The organism is Lentibacillus songyuanensis, from assembly GCF_039548255.1.
Taxonomy (GTDB): domain Bacteria; phylum Bacillota; class Bacilli; order Bacillales; family Amphibacillaceae; genus Lentibacillus_C; species Lentibacillus_C songyuanensis.
The window spans coordinates 44,561-62,506 of the sequence record NZ_JBCLVH010000020.1 but is presented as its reverse complement, the minus strand read 5'-3'; the positions used below and the strand labels follow the sequence as shown (position 1 = coordinate 62,506).

Genomic DNA, 17,946 nt, shown 5'->3' with positions numbered 1-17,946 from the left:
TGCCCCTTTTCTAGTTATCATCATTGGAAAATGCATTCGCGACACCCAATTCATTATCCAGATAATGTCGGATGTGGCTGCTGAATTGATCAAGAACTTCCACATTGTCTAAAATAATATCCCGTAACATCGAATGGTCAGTCCTCAGATAATCTTTAACAACCTGTTTGCGTAGTTGAATCATCGTTTTATACGTATTTTCATCTGCTTTTGGCAGTACTTGTTCATCGATCAATATGTCAATAATATCGTCAAACCCACCAGGATCCCGCATAATAAAACCATCAATCATCATGTTGCCGGTGTCTAATATAGCTTCAGTCACCATTTGAGCTATCCGTTCCAAACCAAGCTGTTCCAGTTTATTGCCTGGCTGCTCATTTTTTACTTCTTGCAATAACGAATCCATATATGTAAGTATCTGCTCGATTTTTTCGCGATCTACAAAGTACATCATAATCCTCCCCAATCCATTTTTCTGCATTTATACTATACCACATTTACAATCATGCCTTAAACAAAACAGGAGATTGTTGCGGTGATGTCGAATGAATTAACGAAAGTAAATGTTATCCTTTTGCCCATAAATAACAAAAGTGACATCACTATCAATGAAGGGACGTATTCATAATGGTTCAGACAGTAAACCAACAGCAACAATCGATTATCGAAATGGACGCTACCGAGGTTGCTGTCCATATCAGAGAGCATAAAATAACAAGTTTAGATGCTGTTCATGCTTATATAAAGCAAATAAACAGTGTGAATCCCCGTATCAATGCCATGGTGGAAAAACGTTTTGAAAAAGCCATCGAAGAAGCAAAGGAAAAAGATCAACAACACAATTCCTCAAACGTAACAGGCGAACTGTATGGGGTTCCGATTAGTGTAAAAGAAGCGTATGATGTCGCGGGTATGAAAACAACTGGCGGTTTGCTGCATCGAGAAAACGCAATTGCGAAAGCGGATGCCAACGTCATTACAAGGTTAAAACGTGCAGGTGCCATTATTCTTGGCAAGACAAATACCCCTGAGTTATGTTTTTGCCAGGAAACGGAAAATAAACTATATGGACGCACGAACAACCCATGGGATCTGCAACGAACAGCAGGAGGTTCCAGTGGTGGAGAGGGTGCTTTATTGGCTGCTGGTGGTGCTGCCGTTGGAATTGGTTCCGATATTGGTGGCTCGATTCGATTCCCCAGTCACTTTAATGGGGTAATCGGTTTTAAATCTGGCATGTTCCAAGTAAATGGAAATGGGCATTTTCCTGGAAACGAGACAGGTTTGCAGCAACGTATGCTTGGATTTGGACCAATGGGCAAATCCGTTCGGGATATCCAATTAATGTATGACGTTATTGCCAAACAATCATCCATTCCAAAAGATCTTAACGGAGTAGAAATCGACATTCTACCCGCGAAAACAGGCTATCCATTATCTGCAAATACAGCTGCTGCATTAGACAACGTAGCACATTACCTTATGGAAAGCTTTCCAGTCAAACGGACAATCCCACCATTTTTTGATCAGAGTGCATTGTTATGGCAAGAAATCATGTCCATGGATGGGGCAAAGAATGTTACCGATGTCGCACTGCCCTATCATTCAAAAAGTATGTTGAAGGAATTCATCAAGGAGAAAGTTACCAAAAATGCTGCTGTTCATACGTACTTATCATGGGCCGTTATTGGAGCAAAGATGTTCAAGCCAACAAAGAAACGAATTGCCGAAGTCCAAGATATTCTCATCAAAGGCGACCGCTTATTGCATAACTATTTGTCCAACCGCGTACTCGTATTTCCCGTCTATCATACAGGCGCAGCAAAACATGGTAACGTATATAAGGAAATCTTTTCAATCAAGAAAACCTTTTTAACCTATATGCCGTATGTTGCCTATGCCAATGTCTGGGGATTGCCATCGTTAGTGATTCCCGTTGGCACGGACGAACAGGGCATGCCGATCAGCGTACAACTGATAAGCCAAAACACAAATGAGGATATCTTGTTTCAGCTTGGTGAAAAACTGGAGTCTTATTTTAGAGGATATGTCCCTTGTCAAAAACTGCAAGCATTCCATTAATTAACACGATTCAACCTTTCTTCTTTACAAAAGCTAATGTTACGAAAGGGTGAATGAACATGGGTGAAAAGGATAAAAAGCAATACTCGGATTTTTCCAATGTTAACAACCAAAGAAATTATTTGGTACCGGAAGAATTTCCAGAAGGTCCAGTTGGCTCAACAATTGATAAAGATAAACCAGTTACCTCCAGCAAGTCTACACCATGGAAAGAACACCAGCGCCGTGACAGCGCATTTGTCTATCCATATCGGGAATTGCATGAGGATTTACCACGACAGACACCTGGTGCGCATCCAATCCATGATGAGCCAGACGACGTTCATCCGCAACAGGAAAACTAGAAAATCGGCGATATGCCGATTTTTTGTTATTTATCAACTTTTTTGAGAACAAAATAGGCACAGCCAAAATTGCAATACTCATACAAATAATCATCCAGGGCGCTTATTTTAGTATCAAAGGCTGCTTTCGTATTTTGATCATCATAAAATCCTTTTAGTCTTAATTGTTCATAGCCCCAATCCCCAACAATGAAATCATATTTAGCTAAAATATCCGAATAACGCTCTTTAAATGCCGTCTCCTGGTATCCATTTTTTATATCTTCCATGATTTCGTAATATTTGCCTTGTAGCTCGATCAAAATATTCACCCCACTTAATAAATTATAGTGTACCACGGTATAACCAGAATTTACAAACCGAACTTTAAGGATAATATCTGTATGATTTTTTTGTTGCACAACAAACTAAGGTGGAGGGAATAACCAACTTGCCTTTAGGAGGTTAACCAATGAAATGGAAAGTTTTACTTCCGTCCGTGATTAGCTTAGCTGTTATTACTGGATGTAATGGTGTAAGTAACAATTCCCAAAGTGAACAAGATCAAATTTCCAATGAATTAGCACCGACAAAGAAGCATGATCGGACAAATGAGGAAATGGACAATAAGCTTGGCTACGTTCGCTACGATCGCAACCAATTAAATGATGATCATGAAATTGCCCACGAGGCACAAATTGATCGAAGCAAGATGGCCGATATGATCACAAGAATGATCTTACGTAATCATGGCTTTGACGAGGTAGCAACCCTTGTTACCGATCAAGAAGTATTAATTGCCTATCAGCTAAACGATAATTTGGATGCGACAACAGCAGCAGACATTGCCAGCAAGACAGCAAAATCAACCATGCCAGGATTTTTCAATATCTATGTTTCCGACAATCGCTCCCTGATGAATGATATCCAAAGTCTGCACAATTCAAGTGTGGGGAACCAAAATTATGATAACACAATTAACCAAATCATTGACGAAATGAAAAAATCCCCACAGGGCAGGAAAGACGACAATCAAGATAAAGCAAACAACATGGCAAGATAATAGGCTTCTGGGCAATAACAACACCAGCAAAGGGGGCAGCAAAAAGCCCTCTTTGCTCTTCACGAAATGGAGGTGCAACAATTGATTTATAAACCCTACCGTACTTATATCATCATTCCTCTGATCCTCCTGCTTACCTGCAGTTTCTTTCCGGAACAAGCTGCTGCTGATAATACTATTTATCAGCAACGATTAGCCCTTTACAAAAAAACACAAGCATTAACACAGATTCCTTGGTATTATCTGGCGGCAATCGATCAATATGAACGCAACAAGGGAAAAACGAGCGATACATCGTCTGAACGGATTGTTTCCATAGATGTTCCTCGTGAACAATGGTACGGCATAGGCAACGGAGCTAAAAATAAGGATATAAACGTTATTACACTCTTTAATGGAATGGGCAAAGATGGAAATGGCGATGGAAAGGCGGATCCAGCAAACGCCGAAGATGTCTTATTTACGATGGCCAGCTGGCTCCAGAAATACGGCCCAACAAAAGAGGACATAAAAATTGGTTTATGGAATTACTATAAGCGTGATCTTACGGTCCAAACGATCATGAACACAGCAAAGGTATTCAAGCAATTCCAAAAGCTGGACCTGAAAGATCGGGATTTCCCGGTCGCAACCAATTACAATTATAGTTACCAAAGTACATGGGGCGATCGGCGCGGCTTTGGTGGTGTCCGTATTCATGAAGGAACAGATATTTTTGCTGATTATGGTACACCAGCAAAGTCGACAACATATGGAGTAATCGAAATGAAGGGCTGGAACCTGTACGGTGGCTGGCGTATTGGGATCCGTGATATTAACAATATTTATCATTACTACGGCCACTTAAGCGGATATGAGGATGGAATTAAAGTTGGACAGGTCGTCAAACCTGGGGATCGAATTGGAAGTGTTGGTTCCACCGGATATGGCCCACCAGGAACTTCCGGAAAATTCCCGCCACACCTGCATTATGGAATGTACAAAGATGATGGCCACAATGAATGGTCCTTTGATCCATATCCCTATCTAAGAAAATGGGAACGCATGACCAAAGATAAATAAAACAAATAAAAGCGCCATTACCGCTTATAAGCGGTAATGGCGCTTTTCGTTTAATTAGATTCTCGTGACTTTTTCACAGCGTGTACTATGCTTGCTGCCAGGCCACCCCAAATAATGACAACTCCAAGGATTGCAACTACTATTGCACTTGCACTCATATTAATTTGCCTCCTTCGATTGCTTATCTTCTTCCTCACCAGATGTGTTCCCTTTTGTAAAAGCCATAATCACACCAACCACAAGCGCTGCAATGGCAATAAACCATCCACCATAAAGAACAAAGGCGTCTGAGTATTCCCCATAGTTACCTGTATCGCCTGGAAACTTCCTAAGTAAATTTTCTCTAAATAAATCAACCATCATATAACCTAAAATGAGTGGTGTGATCAATCCAAGGCTGACATTCCACCACCAGCCTAAACGTATATCCGAAATTTCATTGGCATGCGTTTTAAATTCGCCAATCTTGCGTAAGCCCCAAGCAACCAAAATAACTTCAACCAAGCCCAGCAAAGCAACACCAAACTGATTAATAAAGTAGTCGGTAGCATCCAGGAAGTTCAGCCCACCTCTTGTTGCATAGACAAAGGAAATAATTGCTGCAAGTCCACCACCAAACAGGACCGCCTTTCCTCTGGAAATCTTAAATTTATCCACTAAGCCGGCTACATACGTTTCGGTAATCGACATGAGCGAGGTTAACCCTGCCAAAACGAGTGAGGCAAAGAACAAAAATCCAAACAATCCGTTAAGTGCTGGAAACTGATTAATAATTTCAGGAAATGTAATAAACGCCAATCCCACACCACCGGAAACAACTTCATCTACCGGTACACCCTGTTGTGAAGCCATAAAACCGAGTACAGAAAAGACACCAATCCCAGCAAGCAATTCAAAACCAGAATTGGCAAACCCGGTAATAAACGCGTTGTTCGTAATATCTGACTTCTTTGGTAAATAACTGGAATACGTAATCATAATGGCAAAGGCAATGGATAAGCTAAAGAAGATTTGACCATAGGCTGCCACCCAGACACTGCCTTTCGTAATCGATGAGAAATCGGGTTCAAAAAATGCATTTAATCCTTCCATTGCACCGGGCAATGTAATGGCACGAATAACAATAATCAAAAAAATGATAACTAAAGCAGGAATAAAAATACGGTTTGCTGTTTCAATACCTTTTTTAACCCCTTTAAACAATATCCCCAACACGACAATCCATACAATAATCAATGGAATTAATACTCCAGGCACCAAGCCGCCAAATTCTCCTGGGTTGGCCAAATGCAGATAATCATTAAACATAAAACTTTCCGTATCCTCTCCCCAGCTTTGCTTAAAGGAAAAGATGGAAAATGATATTGCCCAGGCAATAATCACAGAATAATACGTCGAAATGACAAATGCGACAGCTACAGCCCACCAGCCAACAAATTCGGATTTCTTATTCATCCGCTTGTAGGTTAATGGTGCAGATCCACGATACTTATGTCCCATCGTGAATTCCAGAATTAAAATTGGGATCCCTGCGGTGAGTAACGCAACTAGATACGGGATAAAAAATGCCCCCCCACCATTCGCATAAGCTTCCGATGGAAAACGCCAAATATTCCCAAGTCCGATGGCGGATCCTACTGCAGCCATAATAAACCCAGCCCTTGTTCCCCATTGCGAACGATTCTCCATTTTGTAACCTCCTCGTCTCCTAATTTCCCCTTCCCTTAATATATATTAAGGGAAATGAAAATCTTTACTCTTTTCTGATATCTATGCTTGTATTATAGCGCTACTTTTTACCTATGTCAAAAGGAAATTTTGGACTTATCTGATTTGAAGTACTAAATGGAAAGAGGCTAGGAGATAACGGAAATTTTGTACACTAAAGACGAAAAGATTAGAATATTAATTTTTCGAGAGTCCCCACCCTTCACTCACCCAGACTGGTATAGCTGTTTATAGATAATAGCAAACACTATACTAGCGGAGGAAAAACACGGAGACTTCAACGGGAAAGCGAAGACAATGAGCCCCTGCAGTGAGCATTCTTTGCGACCAGGAGGCTTATCGCGAGCCCGTGGAAAGCGTAGTTTCTCCCGTAGCGGTAAAGGTAAGATATTCACCATCCATGGTTACATCGCATTTTACATCTAATCAGTATCAAGGTTTCCCTATTCGTATTATTAAAAAATCTTTAGCTATATCAAGATACCTCCTTTATAAAGTTTATCCATTCTATCCATAAAAAGAAAAATCCGAACGAATGCAAGTTCCAATCGAAGAAACTTGAATCTATTCGGATTTCTCTATAACTAAAACACTTTTTCCCGGACTCTTTTCGTTAATTGGTTACTTTTGTTTTTTCGATAAATCGGAATAGAAAACCGATCACAATAAGCATGACAATGGTTGCGGCTAATGCCAATAATACATGATTAGTCCAACCAACAATTAAGTAGCCAATCGCTGACACCAATGCGACCAAAAGTGCATACGGAATTTGTGTCATTACGTGATCGATATGGCTTACTCCTGCCCCTGTTGACGACAGAATTGTTGTATCTGAGATCGGAGAACAGTGATCACCGAACACCGCTCCAGCAAGTACGGCAGATAAAGAAGGAATCAGCATCGAAGGGTCAGCTAACATCGCCACCTCCGCCGCAATTGGCAGCATAATACCAAACGTTCCCCATGATGTTCCAGTCGCAAGTGCCATAAAACCAGCAATTATAAAAAACAAAAAAGGTAAATAACCGGGACTTATCGATGCATTATCAACAAGCTGTGCCAAATAACTTCCCGTTTCTAACGTACCAATTATGGAACCAATCATCCATGCCAAAAGCAAAATATAAATGGCCGGAAGCATTGCGTTGATCCCCTTGGTCAACATTCTGGAAACAGCTGCCTTTGGACGACTTTCACGAAGATGCAAGATGAGTGCAATAACAACAGCTAATAAGCCCCCTGTAAACAGCGAAACTTCTACTTTGATGTTTGCAAACACAGCTAAAACGCCAGCTTCATCACTAGCCTGTATTCCTGTAATAACCATCATTAAGACCGTTCCTACAACAAGGGCCAGAATAGGCACAAGCAGATGGTAGACACGGCCATTTTCATGTGGCTTAAAGGCTTCCGTTAAATCACCCGGTATGTTTTCATTCGAAATGACAACTTCACCCGTAGATTCCGCATTTTGTTCATGTTTTCGCATTGGTCCAATATCAATTTTCATATAGGCAACGAGAAACACCAAAATAAGTGCACCAAGTGCGTAAAAGTTATAGGGAATCATTTTGATAAAAGCTTCAAATGGCTGAAATTCGGTTATTCTATTTGCCGCAAATAAACTCCCTAACAGACCAATAATGTACGCACCCCAGCTGGATATGGGTGAAATAACAGTGACAGGTGCAGACGTAGAATCAATATAATAAGATAATTTCGCACGTGAGATATGGTGTCTGTCCGTTAAAGGCCGTGCAATCTGTCCAACAGCAAGCGCATTAAAATAATCATCAATAAAAATAATAATACCTAACACAGCAGTCATTACCTGGGCACCCACTCTTGTCTTAACCCGTCTTATCATCCAGTCACCAAATGCGCGACTGCCCCCAGAGGCTGTGATAAATGCAGTCATTATCCCGAGCAGCAATAAAAATCCCAGCAGTAACAGATTTCCACTGTCAACTGCCCCATCGGTTACAAAAATGGTATAAAATGTTCGCCAAATTTCTTTTAATGATTCTAGGATATTAAAATGATGAATAAATAATGCCCCAACAATAATCCCCACCCCAAGTGAAAGCAGTACCCTCCTCGTAAATAAGACAAGTACCAGCATGAGTACTGGGGGGAGTAATGAATAAATCGTTCCCACCATGATAAAACCTCCATTTTCTATGCAAACGCCTGAAGAACCCGGAAAAAATCGTAGAAAACACAAAAAAACAACGATAGAAAATAACCTACCATTGTTTATAAGTATACGTTATCCTCCATTTCGATCAGTAGTTCTCCATACATTTGCCATCATGTATGACAGTATATCCCTTATTGAGGGAAATACCAGCATTCCATAAGCTTGACCCTTATGATGCTTCGGCAATCAGCCCTTTCGCCAATCCTCATTGTTGTCATCCTCTGATTGGTTACTGATACTGATTGCACCTCTACCTCACCGATCTGATAAGGTTTATTATGAAATTATGAGGTAGTTCAACATCTATTACTATACTAGCCTATTTATCTTTTTGCAACTCATTTTTGGGTATTGAGATTGGCGGATTGTTATTGCCTCCTCCACCATAATAATCAGGAACCTTCCCGATTACAACCCCGGATGTAATATAGACGTCCGTACTGACATCCTTCACACTGGAGGAAAACGGGATAATAGTTTGGACTTGACCCTCTACGTGGATGTAAATTTTAACCATCGCGCTATTAATTCCAAAATCCTCTACCTCGTGCACAACATCCGTTTTCACATTCCCTGTAAACTCCAAATTCACCGGAATTTTAGGTCCAAGGTTGGCAAGCACCGTGTTACCTGTCACCTGTCCAAGGGGAATCTCTACCAGTGTCGGATCTTCCGTGCGCTTTCCCTCAACCGTATCTCCATATTCCAAATCAAGATCTGACGTTTCTTCATCCGGTACCTTACCACTGTTCATCCGCAAAAAGAATTCCTCAACCTTATCTGTGGCATAGCGATTTATTTCATTGACAGCACCTGAATCAAATTTCCAAGAGGTAATATTTCCATCATTATCCTGTGTGAATTCCGTCATATCTTCAAAATTATAATCCCCCGCAAACTGCACCGCAGCGTTGATACCGCGTGTGGCGAATTCAGTTGTTTTACTCTCAGCAACATCCATTAATGTCGGTTTTATCCCCGCGTTTACGATAACAAACGTCAATCCAATCATTAACACGAACAATAGCATAGTGATAACAAGTATATATTTCGCTGGAGGTGGTGTTCTTCTTTTCCGAAAAGCTTTGCGTCTTATCAATATGACCCCCCCTTAAAAACAATTTATGCTTGTTTCACGGGAGTTAGAATTTGCAATTCCGGATTAATTCCAGCATCTTTGCCCCTGCAAATAAAAAAGCCTCCCATTAAAGGAAGACATAATTAATTATGATATATGGATTAACGCATCACGGCCGATCATGCCGGACTCCCAGCCATAGGCCTTAGATGCATCAGTAATCTTTTCGAGTGGTGCGTTAAGTAAATCATCAATCGTCTTGACTCCAACCGCTCGCCCGGCGATAACGTTACGGTCAGCCAACACATTGTTTAATACGTCCACATCTAGCGCACCACACATAATATAGCCAATTTCATTCGTAATCATTAATAAATTGGTCTTAGGCAACTCTACCGTAATAGCAGTAAAAAACATTCCTTCAACTTCCAGCGGATTCACCGTGATCATGAATATGCCCCCTTCTAAGCTAACACTACATGTGTATTCATGAAGCTTGGGCAATGTCACTTGACAGGTGCCGAAAGTAAGAGGTTGGACGTCGAATCACCGTTTTGCGAAGTCTTTTTTTAATGTATAAGCAAGCAAATCACGCAAAAGTTCCGGTAGAAAATACCTTTTCGTTTCTGATCGGGCAACTTCTGGAAGCAGTCGACCAAAAGTAAACGTATCGGCAACAGCTACCGTATAGGTCCGATTAGGATCAAGGGCTTCCTGATGGAATAAAACCTCTTTGACGGTTTCATAGCCATCTGGATAAAGCTTGGTACGAACGGTCAATCCAGAAAATACCATACGGCCAATCAACTCACCGCGAAATCCAAACCCTTTCAACGGCAATTCCATTAATTCCTTGGTAAATGATGCGCGAACAACCTCGAGCAATTCGTTACCATTTAGTTCAACAACACACGGATTAATCGGATGCGGACAAATTCGATGAATATCCTGATACGTGACATCCCCTTCCATTAATTCATCAAGCAGCACGCCGGAATTTAACATTGCGCAATCAGCTTTTGTCCAGTGCTTCATCGTTTCCGTCAATTTCTCCATAATTTTTGTATCCTCAAACCACTTCACTTTAATCGGTTCCTGCAAATAAACAACTGTCTTGCCCAATCGATCTTCTGCCTGTTTCGTTAATTCCAGAAGTTTGTTTTCTGTTTGTTCGTCTTCGGCCACATGCGTAATATCCGTCGCATATGCTTCTTTATGAACAAGTTGTTGTTGATCATGATCCCATGTCAATAGAACCTCTCCAATAAAGTAGGCATGTTTTCCGGCAGCGGTTAGAAGTGTTTGATTAATCGTCTCACCGGTTCGTAATAAATGATGAGTATGACCACCAATAATCACATCTATCTCCGGAAATCGTCTTGCTATCGCCTGATCTTCACTGAGACCAAGATGCGATAGCAAAACAATAATATCAGCAGTCGGCTTTAGTTTATTTATTTCACGCTCTAAGACGGTAAAGGGATCATTGACATGCCAATCTAGCAGCTCATAGTAATCATTAAACGGTGCTGTAAGCCCAATGATGCCAACTTTGACCCCATGCATTGACTGCACATACACATGGGATTTGAGCCAGGCCGGTGCTGGTTCTGTCATATGGTGTAAATTTGCGCATACCACTTGAAAATTTGCTTCGTCATAAAGATGATACAAATCCCCTTTACCAAGAGTGATCCCTTCATTATTTCCAATGGTTGCGATATCATAGCCCGCATCATTCATTAATGCGACATTTGCTTTTCCCATAAACGCCTCTGTAATAGGATGGACACGATCGACATGGTCCCCGACATCCAGCACATAGCAGGAAGCCTGTTCAAGTAATGCGCTAGCCTTTTTATCCTTGATATATCCAGCTACTCTTGACCATTGGGAAAAATTACTATGTAAATCATTTGTATAATAAAAATAGATTTTCTCCTGCATGTTGTGATACACCTTCTACAATTAGTCGAACTCCTATGATAACAAGTAAAATGCGCAATATCCATTATCATGTTTTCCATTTCACCGTTGCATCCTTCTCTCTTGCTACAAAAGATACGATGTCTACCTTCATACTAGCATTGATTAGTCCCGATTCCTATCCAAATACATTGATGTTCACAAAAGATACGATTTATTCGTTAATTCATTACGTTACCCGATCCTTTTGTTTTTTTATATCCTACCTTAACAGGTAGTAAAACCCCCACTTCAAAATTTTGAGGCGAAATCAAAAAAGACAAGTGGGGGTCAACTGCATGACAAAGGTCCGATTCAGTTCTCAGCCTGCAAGACGCAGGTCACAAAGGCGTTGCAACTCAGATACCTGAGAACTTAGCCTTTGTTCCTCTGTTTGAAGTGGGGAGAAAGGGCAGGCTAAAACCGTCACGTCCTGTAACAAAGCCAGCACTAGCACATCCTGTACATCGGATCCCCCACGGAATGAAATTTCATTTTAATTATCCTCTGCTTTTCCATATTTATCTGACTCTTCTTCCTTTTCATCTTGTTTTGCCTGTTCATAACGGAGGTATTGCCGATAGCCATAAGTGACCTTTCCAACTACCTCTGTTTTCTCTAACCCAGACCCAATCGAACCAGCAACTGTAGCAACCGACGTAACTAGCCAGGCAAGTTTTAGATAGTCATGCACTCCAACGTTTTGATCGGATTGAAAACCAAAAAGATCTGGCGGCACAAATATAGACACTGCAAGGAGAAATAGCGCAAACAATACGAGATAATATAATAAGATAGAAAATAACAATGTGATAATCGTTGCCGTATTATACAACATGCGCAAATGACTGGTTGTATTTTGACTTGGACGTTCCCACAAATTATGCGCAAACACAATCCAGACAAGCATCGCCAAGATCGATGCAAACATTAAACCAAAAAAACGTGGAAGATTATACGACATACTTAATTGCCATAATGTAGGAAAAATCAATCCATATGCTCCTGAAGCAAAGGCAAGTGCTACAACCCCTTTAAATGAAGGCATAATGGTCCATGGTCGATTTGCGATAGCCATTCCTAATAAAACAAATGCCCATCCATTCAGTTTGGACCTAATGATAAAACGTACACCAACCCCTTCAACAGTTGGTGAAGAAACCCGAAAAAATGGGTGAAATCGTAATACTTCTTTTAGCTTTTTAAAAGCTCCCTTATTCTTTTCTTTATTAATCGGACCTATTCCATTTGTTCGCATCTCATGTTTTTCTGCTCCAACTGTACACTGTATATATAATTCTTTTACCAATTTCACAACAGTATTCTTAATGCGCTTTGGTGTTGGTAATGCACCAAAGGCAGGTAAAGAAATGTGGGCAACACCGTCGTTTACACTTACGTCAGCTAACACAACATTTTTCCCTGAAAAAACGGGTAAGTCAGTTAAACAAATCGCGTAGTCCCAACGGTATTTCTCCCGTAACTTTTTTGCTTCCGCCAAAATGTCACTTATCTTCTCTGCTGCTCCTGCTAGCGGACTTATTTGGGTTTCCACATTCCATTCCATCTGATTCCAAGTAATTGTGGAAATAGCGTCAGGTAAATCATCCTTAATTACTTCTGCAGTGGAGGCAGGCAAGTCGGGTGCTGCAATGATACCAATTGTCATTTTTTCCATCGAGAAGCCTCCATAATTAGTTTGAAAGGTTGTTTAAGAACAGACTGTCCAAAGCATGTACAAAGATTTTGTTCCAAAACAGTAATTTTTTAAAAGTAATCCTTGCTTTTTTACTTTCCCTTTTTAAATTCAGACAAACGTTGCCGTAAATGATTAGAGGTGAACTGGAATAAGGATAGAATTTTACCTAGTGGCTTTTTAAGAATGGGAACAGGTATGTACAGACCTTAACATTGGAGACCTTGCCGAATGGGCAAACCACAAAATGGATACAAAAAAAGACGCCGGCACAATATAATGCAAGCGTCTTTTTCAATCTTAACCGATAGAACCTTCCATTTCCATCTTTATCAGTCGATTCATTTCAACCGCATATTCCATTGGAAGTTCCTTGGTAAATGGCTCGATAAAGCCCATTACAATCATTTCAGTTGCTTCTTCTTCGGTAAGTCCTCGACTCATCAAATAGAAGAGTTGTTCTTCAGAAACCTTAGATACCTTCGCCTCGTGTTCCAGCGAAATATTATTATTGTATACTTCGTTGTACGGAATGGTATCCGATGTCGATTCGTTATCCATAATGAGTGTGTCACACTCGATGTTTGCACGGGCATTCTCAGCTTTACGTCCAAAGTGAACAAGTCCGCGGTAGTTTACCTTTCCACCATGCTTGGAAACCGATTTGGATACAATCGTCGATGATGTGTTTGGTGCCAAATGATGCATTTTTGATCCGGCATCTTGTACCTGACCACGTCCGGCAATCGCAATGGAAAGGGTATTCCCGCGTGCCCCTTCGCCTTTTAAGAGAACAGCAGGGTATTTCATCGTTAATTTTGATCCGATATTGCCGTCAATCCATTCCATCGTTGCATTAGCATCGCATGTAGCACGTTTCGTTACCAGGTTATAAACGTTATTGGCCCAGTTTTGAATGGTCGTGTAGCGGCAGTAAGCATCTTTTTTAACGAAAATTTCAACAACCGCACTGTGCAACGAGTTTGTTGTATAAACAGGTGCTGTACAGCCTTCCACATAATGAACAGATGCCCCTTCATCAACAATGATCAACGTCCGCTCAAATTGTCCCATATTTTCCGAGTTAATTCGGAAATATGCCTGTAGCGGTGTAGTTGTTTTCACACCTTTTGGTACATAAATGAATGATCCACCAGACCATACTGCTGAGTTAAGGGCAGCAAATTTATTATCTGTGGCTGGAATAACTTTACCGAAATATTCCTTGAATAATTCTTCATGTTCTTGAAGTGCTGTGTCGGTATCCTTAAATATGATACCCATCTCTTCTAAATCCTTTTTCAGGCTGGAATAAACAACTTCTGATTCATATTGTGCGGAAACACCAGCCAAATACTTTTGTTCCGCTTCTGGAATCCCTAATTTATCAAATGTCTGCTTAATTTCATCCGGTACTTCATCCCATGTTTTTCCTTGTCGTTCGGACGGCTTCACATAGTAAACAATTTCATCAAAATCCAATTCGGAAAGATCGCCGCCCCACTGTGGCATCGGGCGCTTATAGAAATGCTCCAATGCCTTCAGCCGATAATCCAGCATCCATTGCGGCTCTTCTTTTATTTTTGAAATTTCTTCGACAACTTTAGGTGTTAGGCCACGTTCGGTACGAAAAATAGAGACATCTTTATCATGAAATCCATATTGATACTCTTCCATTTCTGGCATGTTCTTAGCCATGAAAAATCCTCCTTTTAGGTATGATCTCTAATCCTGTAGCTGATAGCTTCAAGACTCTAACGCAAATGGCAGCCACTCCTGCTTATTTATCTTCCCCATGAACCCCTTTTTCCATCGCTTTCCAGGCAAGGGTTGCGCATTTAATCCGTGCAGGGAATTGCGAAACACCCTGCAACGCTGCCACATCATCAAAACCCGCTTCGTCCATGTCAACATCTTCGCCAAGCATCATATCGGAAAATGTTTTTGACATTTGCAAAGCATCTTGAATATGCTTGCCCTTGATCGCCTGGGTCATCATGGATGCGGAAGCCATACTGATGGAACAGCCTTCCCCGTTAAACTTCGCATCCGTAACAATCCCATCTTCTACTTGTAGTTGAAGCTGAATACGATCTCCACAAGTTGGGTTATTCATATCAACCGTGAGTGCATCACCCGCTACCGCACCCTTATTGCGTGGGTTTTTATAATGATCCATGATTACTTTTCGGTATAATGTATCGAGGTTGTTAAAAGACATCACCAAAATACTCCTTTGTTTTCAAGAGTCCATCCACAAGACGATCAATATCTTCCCTCGTGTTATATAAATAAAAACTGGCTCTGGCCGTGGCTGTTACGTCTAACCATTTCATTAGCGGCTGTGCACAATGATGTCCGGCACGAACCGCAATTCCTTCTGCATCAAGCGCTGTCGATGCATCATGCGGATGGACATCATGTAAATTAAAGGTGACCAGTGCGGCACGTTTTTCTGGTCCATAAACGGTAATACCATCGATATTGCGCATTTGCTCTAGCGCATAGTCGGCTAATTGATATTCATGTGCTGTAATGTTTTCCATACCAACTTCATTCAAGAAATCGATTGCTGCAGCGAGTCCAATTGCTCCAGCAATAATTGGCGTGCCACCTTCAAATTTCCACGGGAGCTCTTTCCAGGTCGAATCGTACAAATCAACGAAATCAATCATTTCACCGCCAAATTCAACTGGTTCCATTGCCTCCAAAAGCTCGCGTTTGCCATACAATACCCCAATGCCCGTTGGACCACACATTTTGTGCCCGGAAAATGCGTAAAAATCACAATCCATATCCTGCACATCTACCTGTATATGCGGAGCACCTTGTGCACCATCAACAAGCATTACTGCACCATGCTGATGGGCAATCCGCGTAATCTCTTTAACCGGGTTGATGGTACCTAATACATTGGATACGTGGGCGATCGCAACGATTTTTGTATGATCGGTAACGGCTTCACGCACATCAGCCATTGCGATAGTACCGTCTGCTTGCAACGGTAAATATTTTAACGTAGCCCCAGTAGCTTTCGCCGCTTGCTGCCACGGAATAATATTGCTATGGTGTTCCATTGGTGTAATTAAAATCTCATCACCAGCTTGTAAATTACTCCGGGCATAACTATAGGCAACCGTATTAATGGAGGTAGTTGTACCGCGTGTAAAAATAATCTCCGCGGCACTCTTTGCATTAATAAAGCGGCGTACTTTTTCCCTGGCACCTTCATACTTCTCGGTTGCTCGGGAACCCAGCGTGTGCACACCGCGATGCACGTTTGAATTATCCTCACGATAATACGTTTCAAGTGCTTCGATCACTTGTATCGGTTTTTGGGACGTTGCTGACGAATCAAGATATACTAAAGGATGTCCGTTCACTTCCTGATGCAATATCGGAAACTGTTGCCGTATCGCGTTTACATCCATTAGTAAACCTTCCTTTCGATAACCTCTGACAGCTGTTTTTTAACCGATTCAATTGGTAACTGCCCAACCACAGGCTCTAAGAAACCGTGAATAATTAAACGTTCAGCTTCCAGTTTTGTTATCCCGCGGCTCATCAAGTAATACATCTGCAACGGATCAACACGTCCAACTGATGCAGCATGCCCGGCCATGACGTCATCCTCTTCAATTAATAAAATTGGGTTCGCATCACCACGGGCTTTCTCACTTAACATCAGTACACGTGACTCTTGCTCGGCGTTTGATTTCGATGCGCCATGTTCAATTTTGCCAATCCCGTTAAAAATGTTTGTTGCATTATCCTTCATCACGCCATGCTGCAGGATATAGCCTTCTGTTTGTTTTCCAAAGTGTACAATTTTCGATGTGAAATTCTGTGTTTGCTTTCCACGGCCTACTGTTACAGCCTTTGCATTCGAATTAGCGTTATCGCCGACTAAATGGGTAACATTTTCGGAAACAGTATTCCCGTCATTCATTTGTCCCAACGCCCAATCAATGGACGCATCACGATAGGCGACCCCACGGCGATTCATGTAGGTGGTTGTTCCTTCTGCAAAGTTATCAACCGCACCATAGGCAATCTTCGCATTGTTCTGGGCAATAACTTCTGTCACAATATTTGCGACTGTTTGCTCCTCATGATTACTGGAAATGTAATTTTCTACATACGTTAATGAGCTATTATCATCGGCAACCACAAGAACATGATTAAACAGCGCTACTTCTGGATCTTCTTGCCAAAAGATCGATTGAAGCGGTTTATCTAATTGAACGTTTTTCGGCACATAAACAAATACACCACCGTTCATTAGCGCAGCGTGCAAGGCGGTCAGACGATGTTCATCAATGGATACGGCATCCTTCATATAGTACCGTTGCACTAACTCCTCATGCTCTGTTAAAGCCGTAAATATATCGGTGAAAATAACACCTTTTTCTTTTAATTCATCTGTTAATGATGCATAGGCAACTGTATTATTTCGTTGGATTAACAGGTTTTCCGGTTTGTTTTCCTTATCCAGAAATTCCTGAATTTCCGCCGGCAGATCGTCCAGTGAAGTGATTTTGTCACCTTCAGCTGTATGTTTGAACTGGCTGAAATTCCATTTACCGATTCTTGTTTTATCCGGTTTCGGCATTTCAAGTACATCCGCCTGTTCTATAGCGTGTGTACGTAAATCCCGCATCCAGTCTGGTTCATTTCTATCTTGTGAAAATTGTTTGATATAAGCTTGATCGTATGGCAACTTTGTTTCAACCGTCATAATAC

The 17,946-nt window shown here is 41.2% G+C and carries 17 protein-coding genes and 1 riboswitch; of the genes, 4 read left to right on the top strand and 13 right to left on the bottom strand.

The window, feature by feature from the left end; genetic code table 11:
- Nucleotides 1-10 precede the first annotated feature (10 nt).
- Nucleotides 11-457, bottom strand: coding sequence for a DUF86 domain-containing protein (locus tag WMZ97_RS16875; protein ID WP_343273266.1), 447 nt, complete (start codon nt 455-457; stop codon nt 11-13).
- A 173-nt stretch (nt 458-630) separates the two neighbouring features.
- On the opposite strand from WMZ97_RS16875, the gene WMZ97_RS16870 reads away from it, so the two are divergent.
- Entirely contained in the window at nt 631-2,085 is a 1,455-nt protein-coding gene (locus WMZ97_RS16870; RefSeq protein WP_343273265.1) for an amidase, read from the top strand.
- Nucleotides 2,086-2,144: 59 nt separating this feature from the next.
- Nucleotides 2,145-2,429 (top strand): hypothetical protein, encoded by a 285-nt coding sequence (locus WMZ97_RS16865; protein ID WP_343273264.1) that lies wholly within the window; start codon nt 2,145-2,147, stop codon nt 2,427-2,429.
- A gap of 26 nt (nt 2,430-2,455) precedes the next feature.
- Here WMZ97_RS16865 and WMZ97_RS16860 read toward each other — a convergent pair whose 3' ends face one another.
- A complete protein-coding gene (locus WMZ97_RS16860; protein ID WP_343273263.1) occupies nt 2,456-2,731 on the bottom strand; it encodes a YutD family protein in 276 nt (91 codons plus the stop codon).
- A 149-nt stretch (nt 2,732-2,880) separates the two neighbouring features.
- Here WMZ97_RS16860 and WMZ97_RS16855 point away from each other — a divergent pair, with 149 nt between their 5' ends.
- Together WMZ97_RS16855 and WMZ97_RS16850 are read left to right on the top strand one after the other, a co-directional pair.
- Nucleotides 2,881-3,471 carry a YhcN/YlaJ family sporulation lipoprotein gene (locus WMZ97_RS16855; protein ID WP_343273262.1) on the top strand — a complete coding sequence of 197 codons (591 nt, stop codon included), beginning with the start codon at nt 2,881-2,883 and terminating at the stop codon, nt 3,469-3,471.
- 81 nt (nt 3,472-3,552) lie between these two features.
- The gene (locus tag WMZ97_RS16850) at nt 3,553-4,533 is read left to right on the top strand and encodes a M23 family metallopeptidase (protein WP_405027706.1); all 981 of its coding nucleotides are present in this window, start codon (nt 3,553-3,555) and stop codon (nt 4,531-4,533) included.
- Nucleotides 4,534-4,583: 50 nt separating this feature from the next.
- Here WMZ97_RS16850 and WMZ97_RS16845 read toward each other — a convergent pair whose 3' ends face one another.
- The 11 genes from WMZ97_RS16845 to sufD form a co-directional block, all read right to left on the bottom strand.
- On the bottom strand, nt 4,584-4,691 hold the full coding sequence (locus WMZ97_RS16845) for a methionine/alanine import family NSS transporter small subunit (RefSeq protein WP_343273261.1): 108 nt from the start codon (nt 4,689-4,691) through the stop codon (nt 4,584-4,586).
- A gap of 1 nt (nt 4,692) precedes the next feature.
- The gene (locus WMZ97_RS16840) at nt 4,693-6,222 is read right to left on the bottom strand and encodes a sodium-dependent transporter (protein WP_343273260.1); all 1,530 of its coding nucleotides are present in this window, start codon (nt 6,220-6,222) and stop codon (nt 4,693-4,695) included.
- Between the two features lie 652 nt (nt 6,223-6,874).
- Nucleotides 6,875-8,425, bottom strand: coding sequence for a Na+/H+ antiporter NhaC family protein (locus tag WMZ97_RS16835; RefSeq protein ID WP_343273259.1), 1,551 nt, complete (start codon nt 8,423-8,425; stop codon nt 6,875-6,877).
- A 120-nt stretch (nt 8,426-8,545) separates the two neighbouring features.
- Nucleotides 8,546-8,725, bottom strand: a riboswitch (Lysine riboswitch).
- 58 nt (nt 8,726-8,783) lie between these two features.
- Nucleotides 8,784-9,563, bottom strand: coding sequence for a sporulation protein YunB (yunB, locus tag WMZ97_RS16830; protein WP_343273258.1), 780 nt, complete (start codon nt 9,561-9,563; stop codon nt 8,784-8,786).
- Nucleotides 9,564-9,689: 126 nt separating this feature from the next.
- On the bottom strand, nt 9,690-9,992 hold the full coding sequence (locus tag WMZ97_RS16825) for a YunC family protein (RefSeq protein ID WP_343273257.1): 303 nt from the start codon (nt 9,990-9,992) through the stop codon (nt 9,690-9,692).
- A gap of 96 nt (nt 9,993-10,088) precedes the next feature.
- Nucleotides 10,089-11,489, bottom strand: a complete 1,401-nt coding sequence (locus WMZ97_RS16820) for a bifunctional metallophosphatase/5'-nucleotidase (RefSeq protein ID WP_343273256.1) — start codon at nt 11,487-11,489, stop codon at nt 10,089-10,091.
- A 514-nt stretch (nt 11,490-12,003) separates the two neighbouring features.
- Complete coding sequence (locus tag WMZ97_RS16815) at nt 12,004-13,185, bottom strand: hypothetical protein (protein ID WP_343273255.1); 1,182 nt, start codon at nt 13,183-13,185, stop codon at nt 12,004-12,006.
- 318 nt (nt 13,186-13,503) lie between these two features.
- Complete coding sequence (gene sufB, locus WMZ97_RS16810; RefSeq protein ID WP_343273254.1) at nt 13,504-14,901, bottom strand: Fe-S cluster assembly protein SufB; 1,398 nt, start codon at nt 14,899-14,901, stop codon at nt 13,504-13,506.
- Nucleotides 14,902-14,983: 82 nt separating this feature from the next.
- A complete protein-coding gene (gene sufU / locus WMZ97_RS16805; protein WP_343273253.1) occupies nt 14,984-15,424 on the bottom strand; it encodes a Fe-S cluster assembly sulfur transfer protein SufU in 441 nt (146 codons plus the stop codon).
- A complete protein-coding gene (locus tag WMZ97_RS16800) occupies nt 15,414-16,634 on the bottom strand; it encodes a cysteine desulfurase (RefSeq protein WP_343273252.1) in 1,221 nt (406 codons plus the stop codon). The genes sufU and WMZ97_RS16800 overlap by 11 nt, the downstream gene beginning before the upstream one ends.
- Nucleotides 16,634-17,941 carry a Fe-S cluster assembly protein SufD gene (gene sufD, locus WMZ97_RS16795; RefSeq protein WP_343273251.1) on the bottom strand — a complete coding sequence of 436 codons (1,308 nt, stop codon included), beginning with the start codon at nt 17,939-17,941 and terminating at the stop codon, nt 16,634-16,636. The genes WMZ97_RS16800 and sufD overlap by 1 nt, the downstream gene beginning before the upstream one ends.
- Nucleotides 17,942-17,946: the final 5 nt, after the last annotated feature.

Excerpts from the sequence above, each read along its gene's own strand:
- WMZ97_RS16815 (WP_343273255.1), bottom strand. The coding sequence starts at position 13,185 with ATGGAAAAAATGACAATTGGTATCATTGCAGCACCCGACTTGCCTGCC.
- WMZ97_RS16825 (WP_343273257.1), bottom strand. The coding sequence starts at position 9,992 with ATGATCACGGTGAATCCGCTGGAAGTTGAAGGAATGTTTTTTACTGCT.
- sufD (WP_343273251.1), bottom strand. The coding sequence starts at position 17,941 with ATGACGGTTGAAACAAAGTTGCCATACGATCAAGCTTATATCAAACAA.
- WMZ97_RS16855 (WP_343273262.1), top strand. The coding sequence starts at position 2,881 with ATGAAATGGAAAGTTTTACTTCCGTCCGTGATTAGCTTAGCTGTTATT.
- WMZ97_RS16800 (WP_343273252.1), bottom strand. The coding sequence starts at position 16,634 with ATGGATGTAAACGCGATACGGCAACAGTTTCCGATATTGCATCAGGAA.
- sufB (WP_343273254.1), bottom strand. The coding sequence starts at position 14,901 with ATGGCTAAGAACATGCCAGAAATGGAAGAGTATCAATATGGATTTCAT.
- WMZ97_RS16835 (WP_343273259.1), bottom strand. The coding sequence starts at position 8,425 with ATGGTGGGAACGATTTATTCATTACTCCCCCCAGTACTCATGCTGGTA.
- WMZ97_RS16820 (WP_343273256.1), bottom strand. The coding sequence starts at position 11,489 with ATGCAGGAGAAAATCTATTTTTATTATACAAATGATTTACATAGTAAT.
- WMZ97_RS16875 (WP_343273266.1), bottom strand. The coding sequence starts at position 457 with ATGATGTACTTTGTAGATCGCGAAAAAATCGAGCAGATACTTACATAT.
- sufU (WP_343273253.1), bottom strand. The coding sequence starts at position 15,424 with ATGTCTTTTAACAACCTCGATACATTATACCGAAAAGTAATCATGGAT.
- WMZ97_RS16845 (WP_343273261.1), bottom strand. The coding sequence starts at position 4,691 with ATGAGTGCAAGTGCAATAGTAGTTGCAATCCTTGGAGTTGTCATTATT.
- WMZ97_RS16840 (WP_343273260.1), bottom strand. The coding sequence starts at position 6,222 with ATGGAGAATCGTTCGCAATGGGGAACAAGGGCTGGGTTTATTATGGCT.
- WMZ97_RS16870 (WP_343273265.1), top strand. The coding sequence starts at position 631 with ATGGTTCAGACAGTAAACCAACAGCAACAATCGATTATCGAAATGGAC.
- WMZ97_RS16865 (WP_343273264.1), top strand. The coding sequence starts at position 2,145 with ATGGGTGAAAAGGATAAAAAGCAATACTCGGATTTTTCCAATGTTAAC.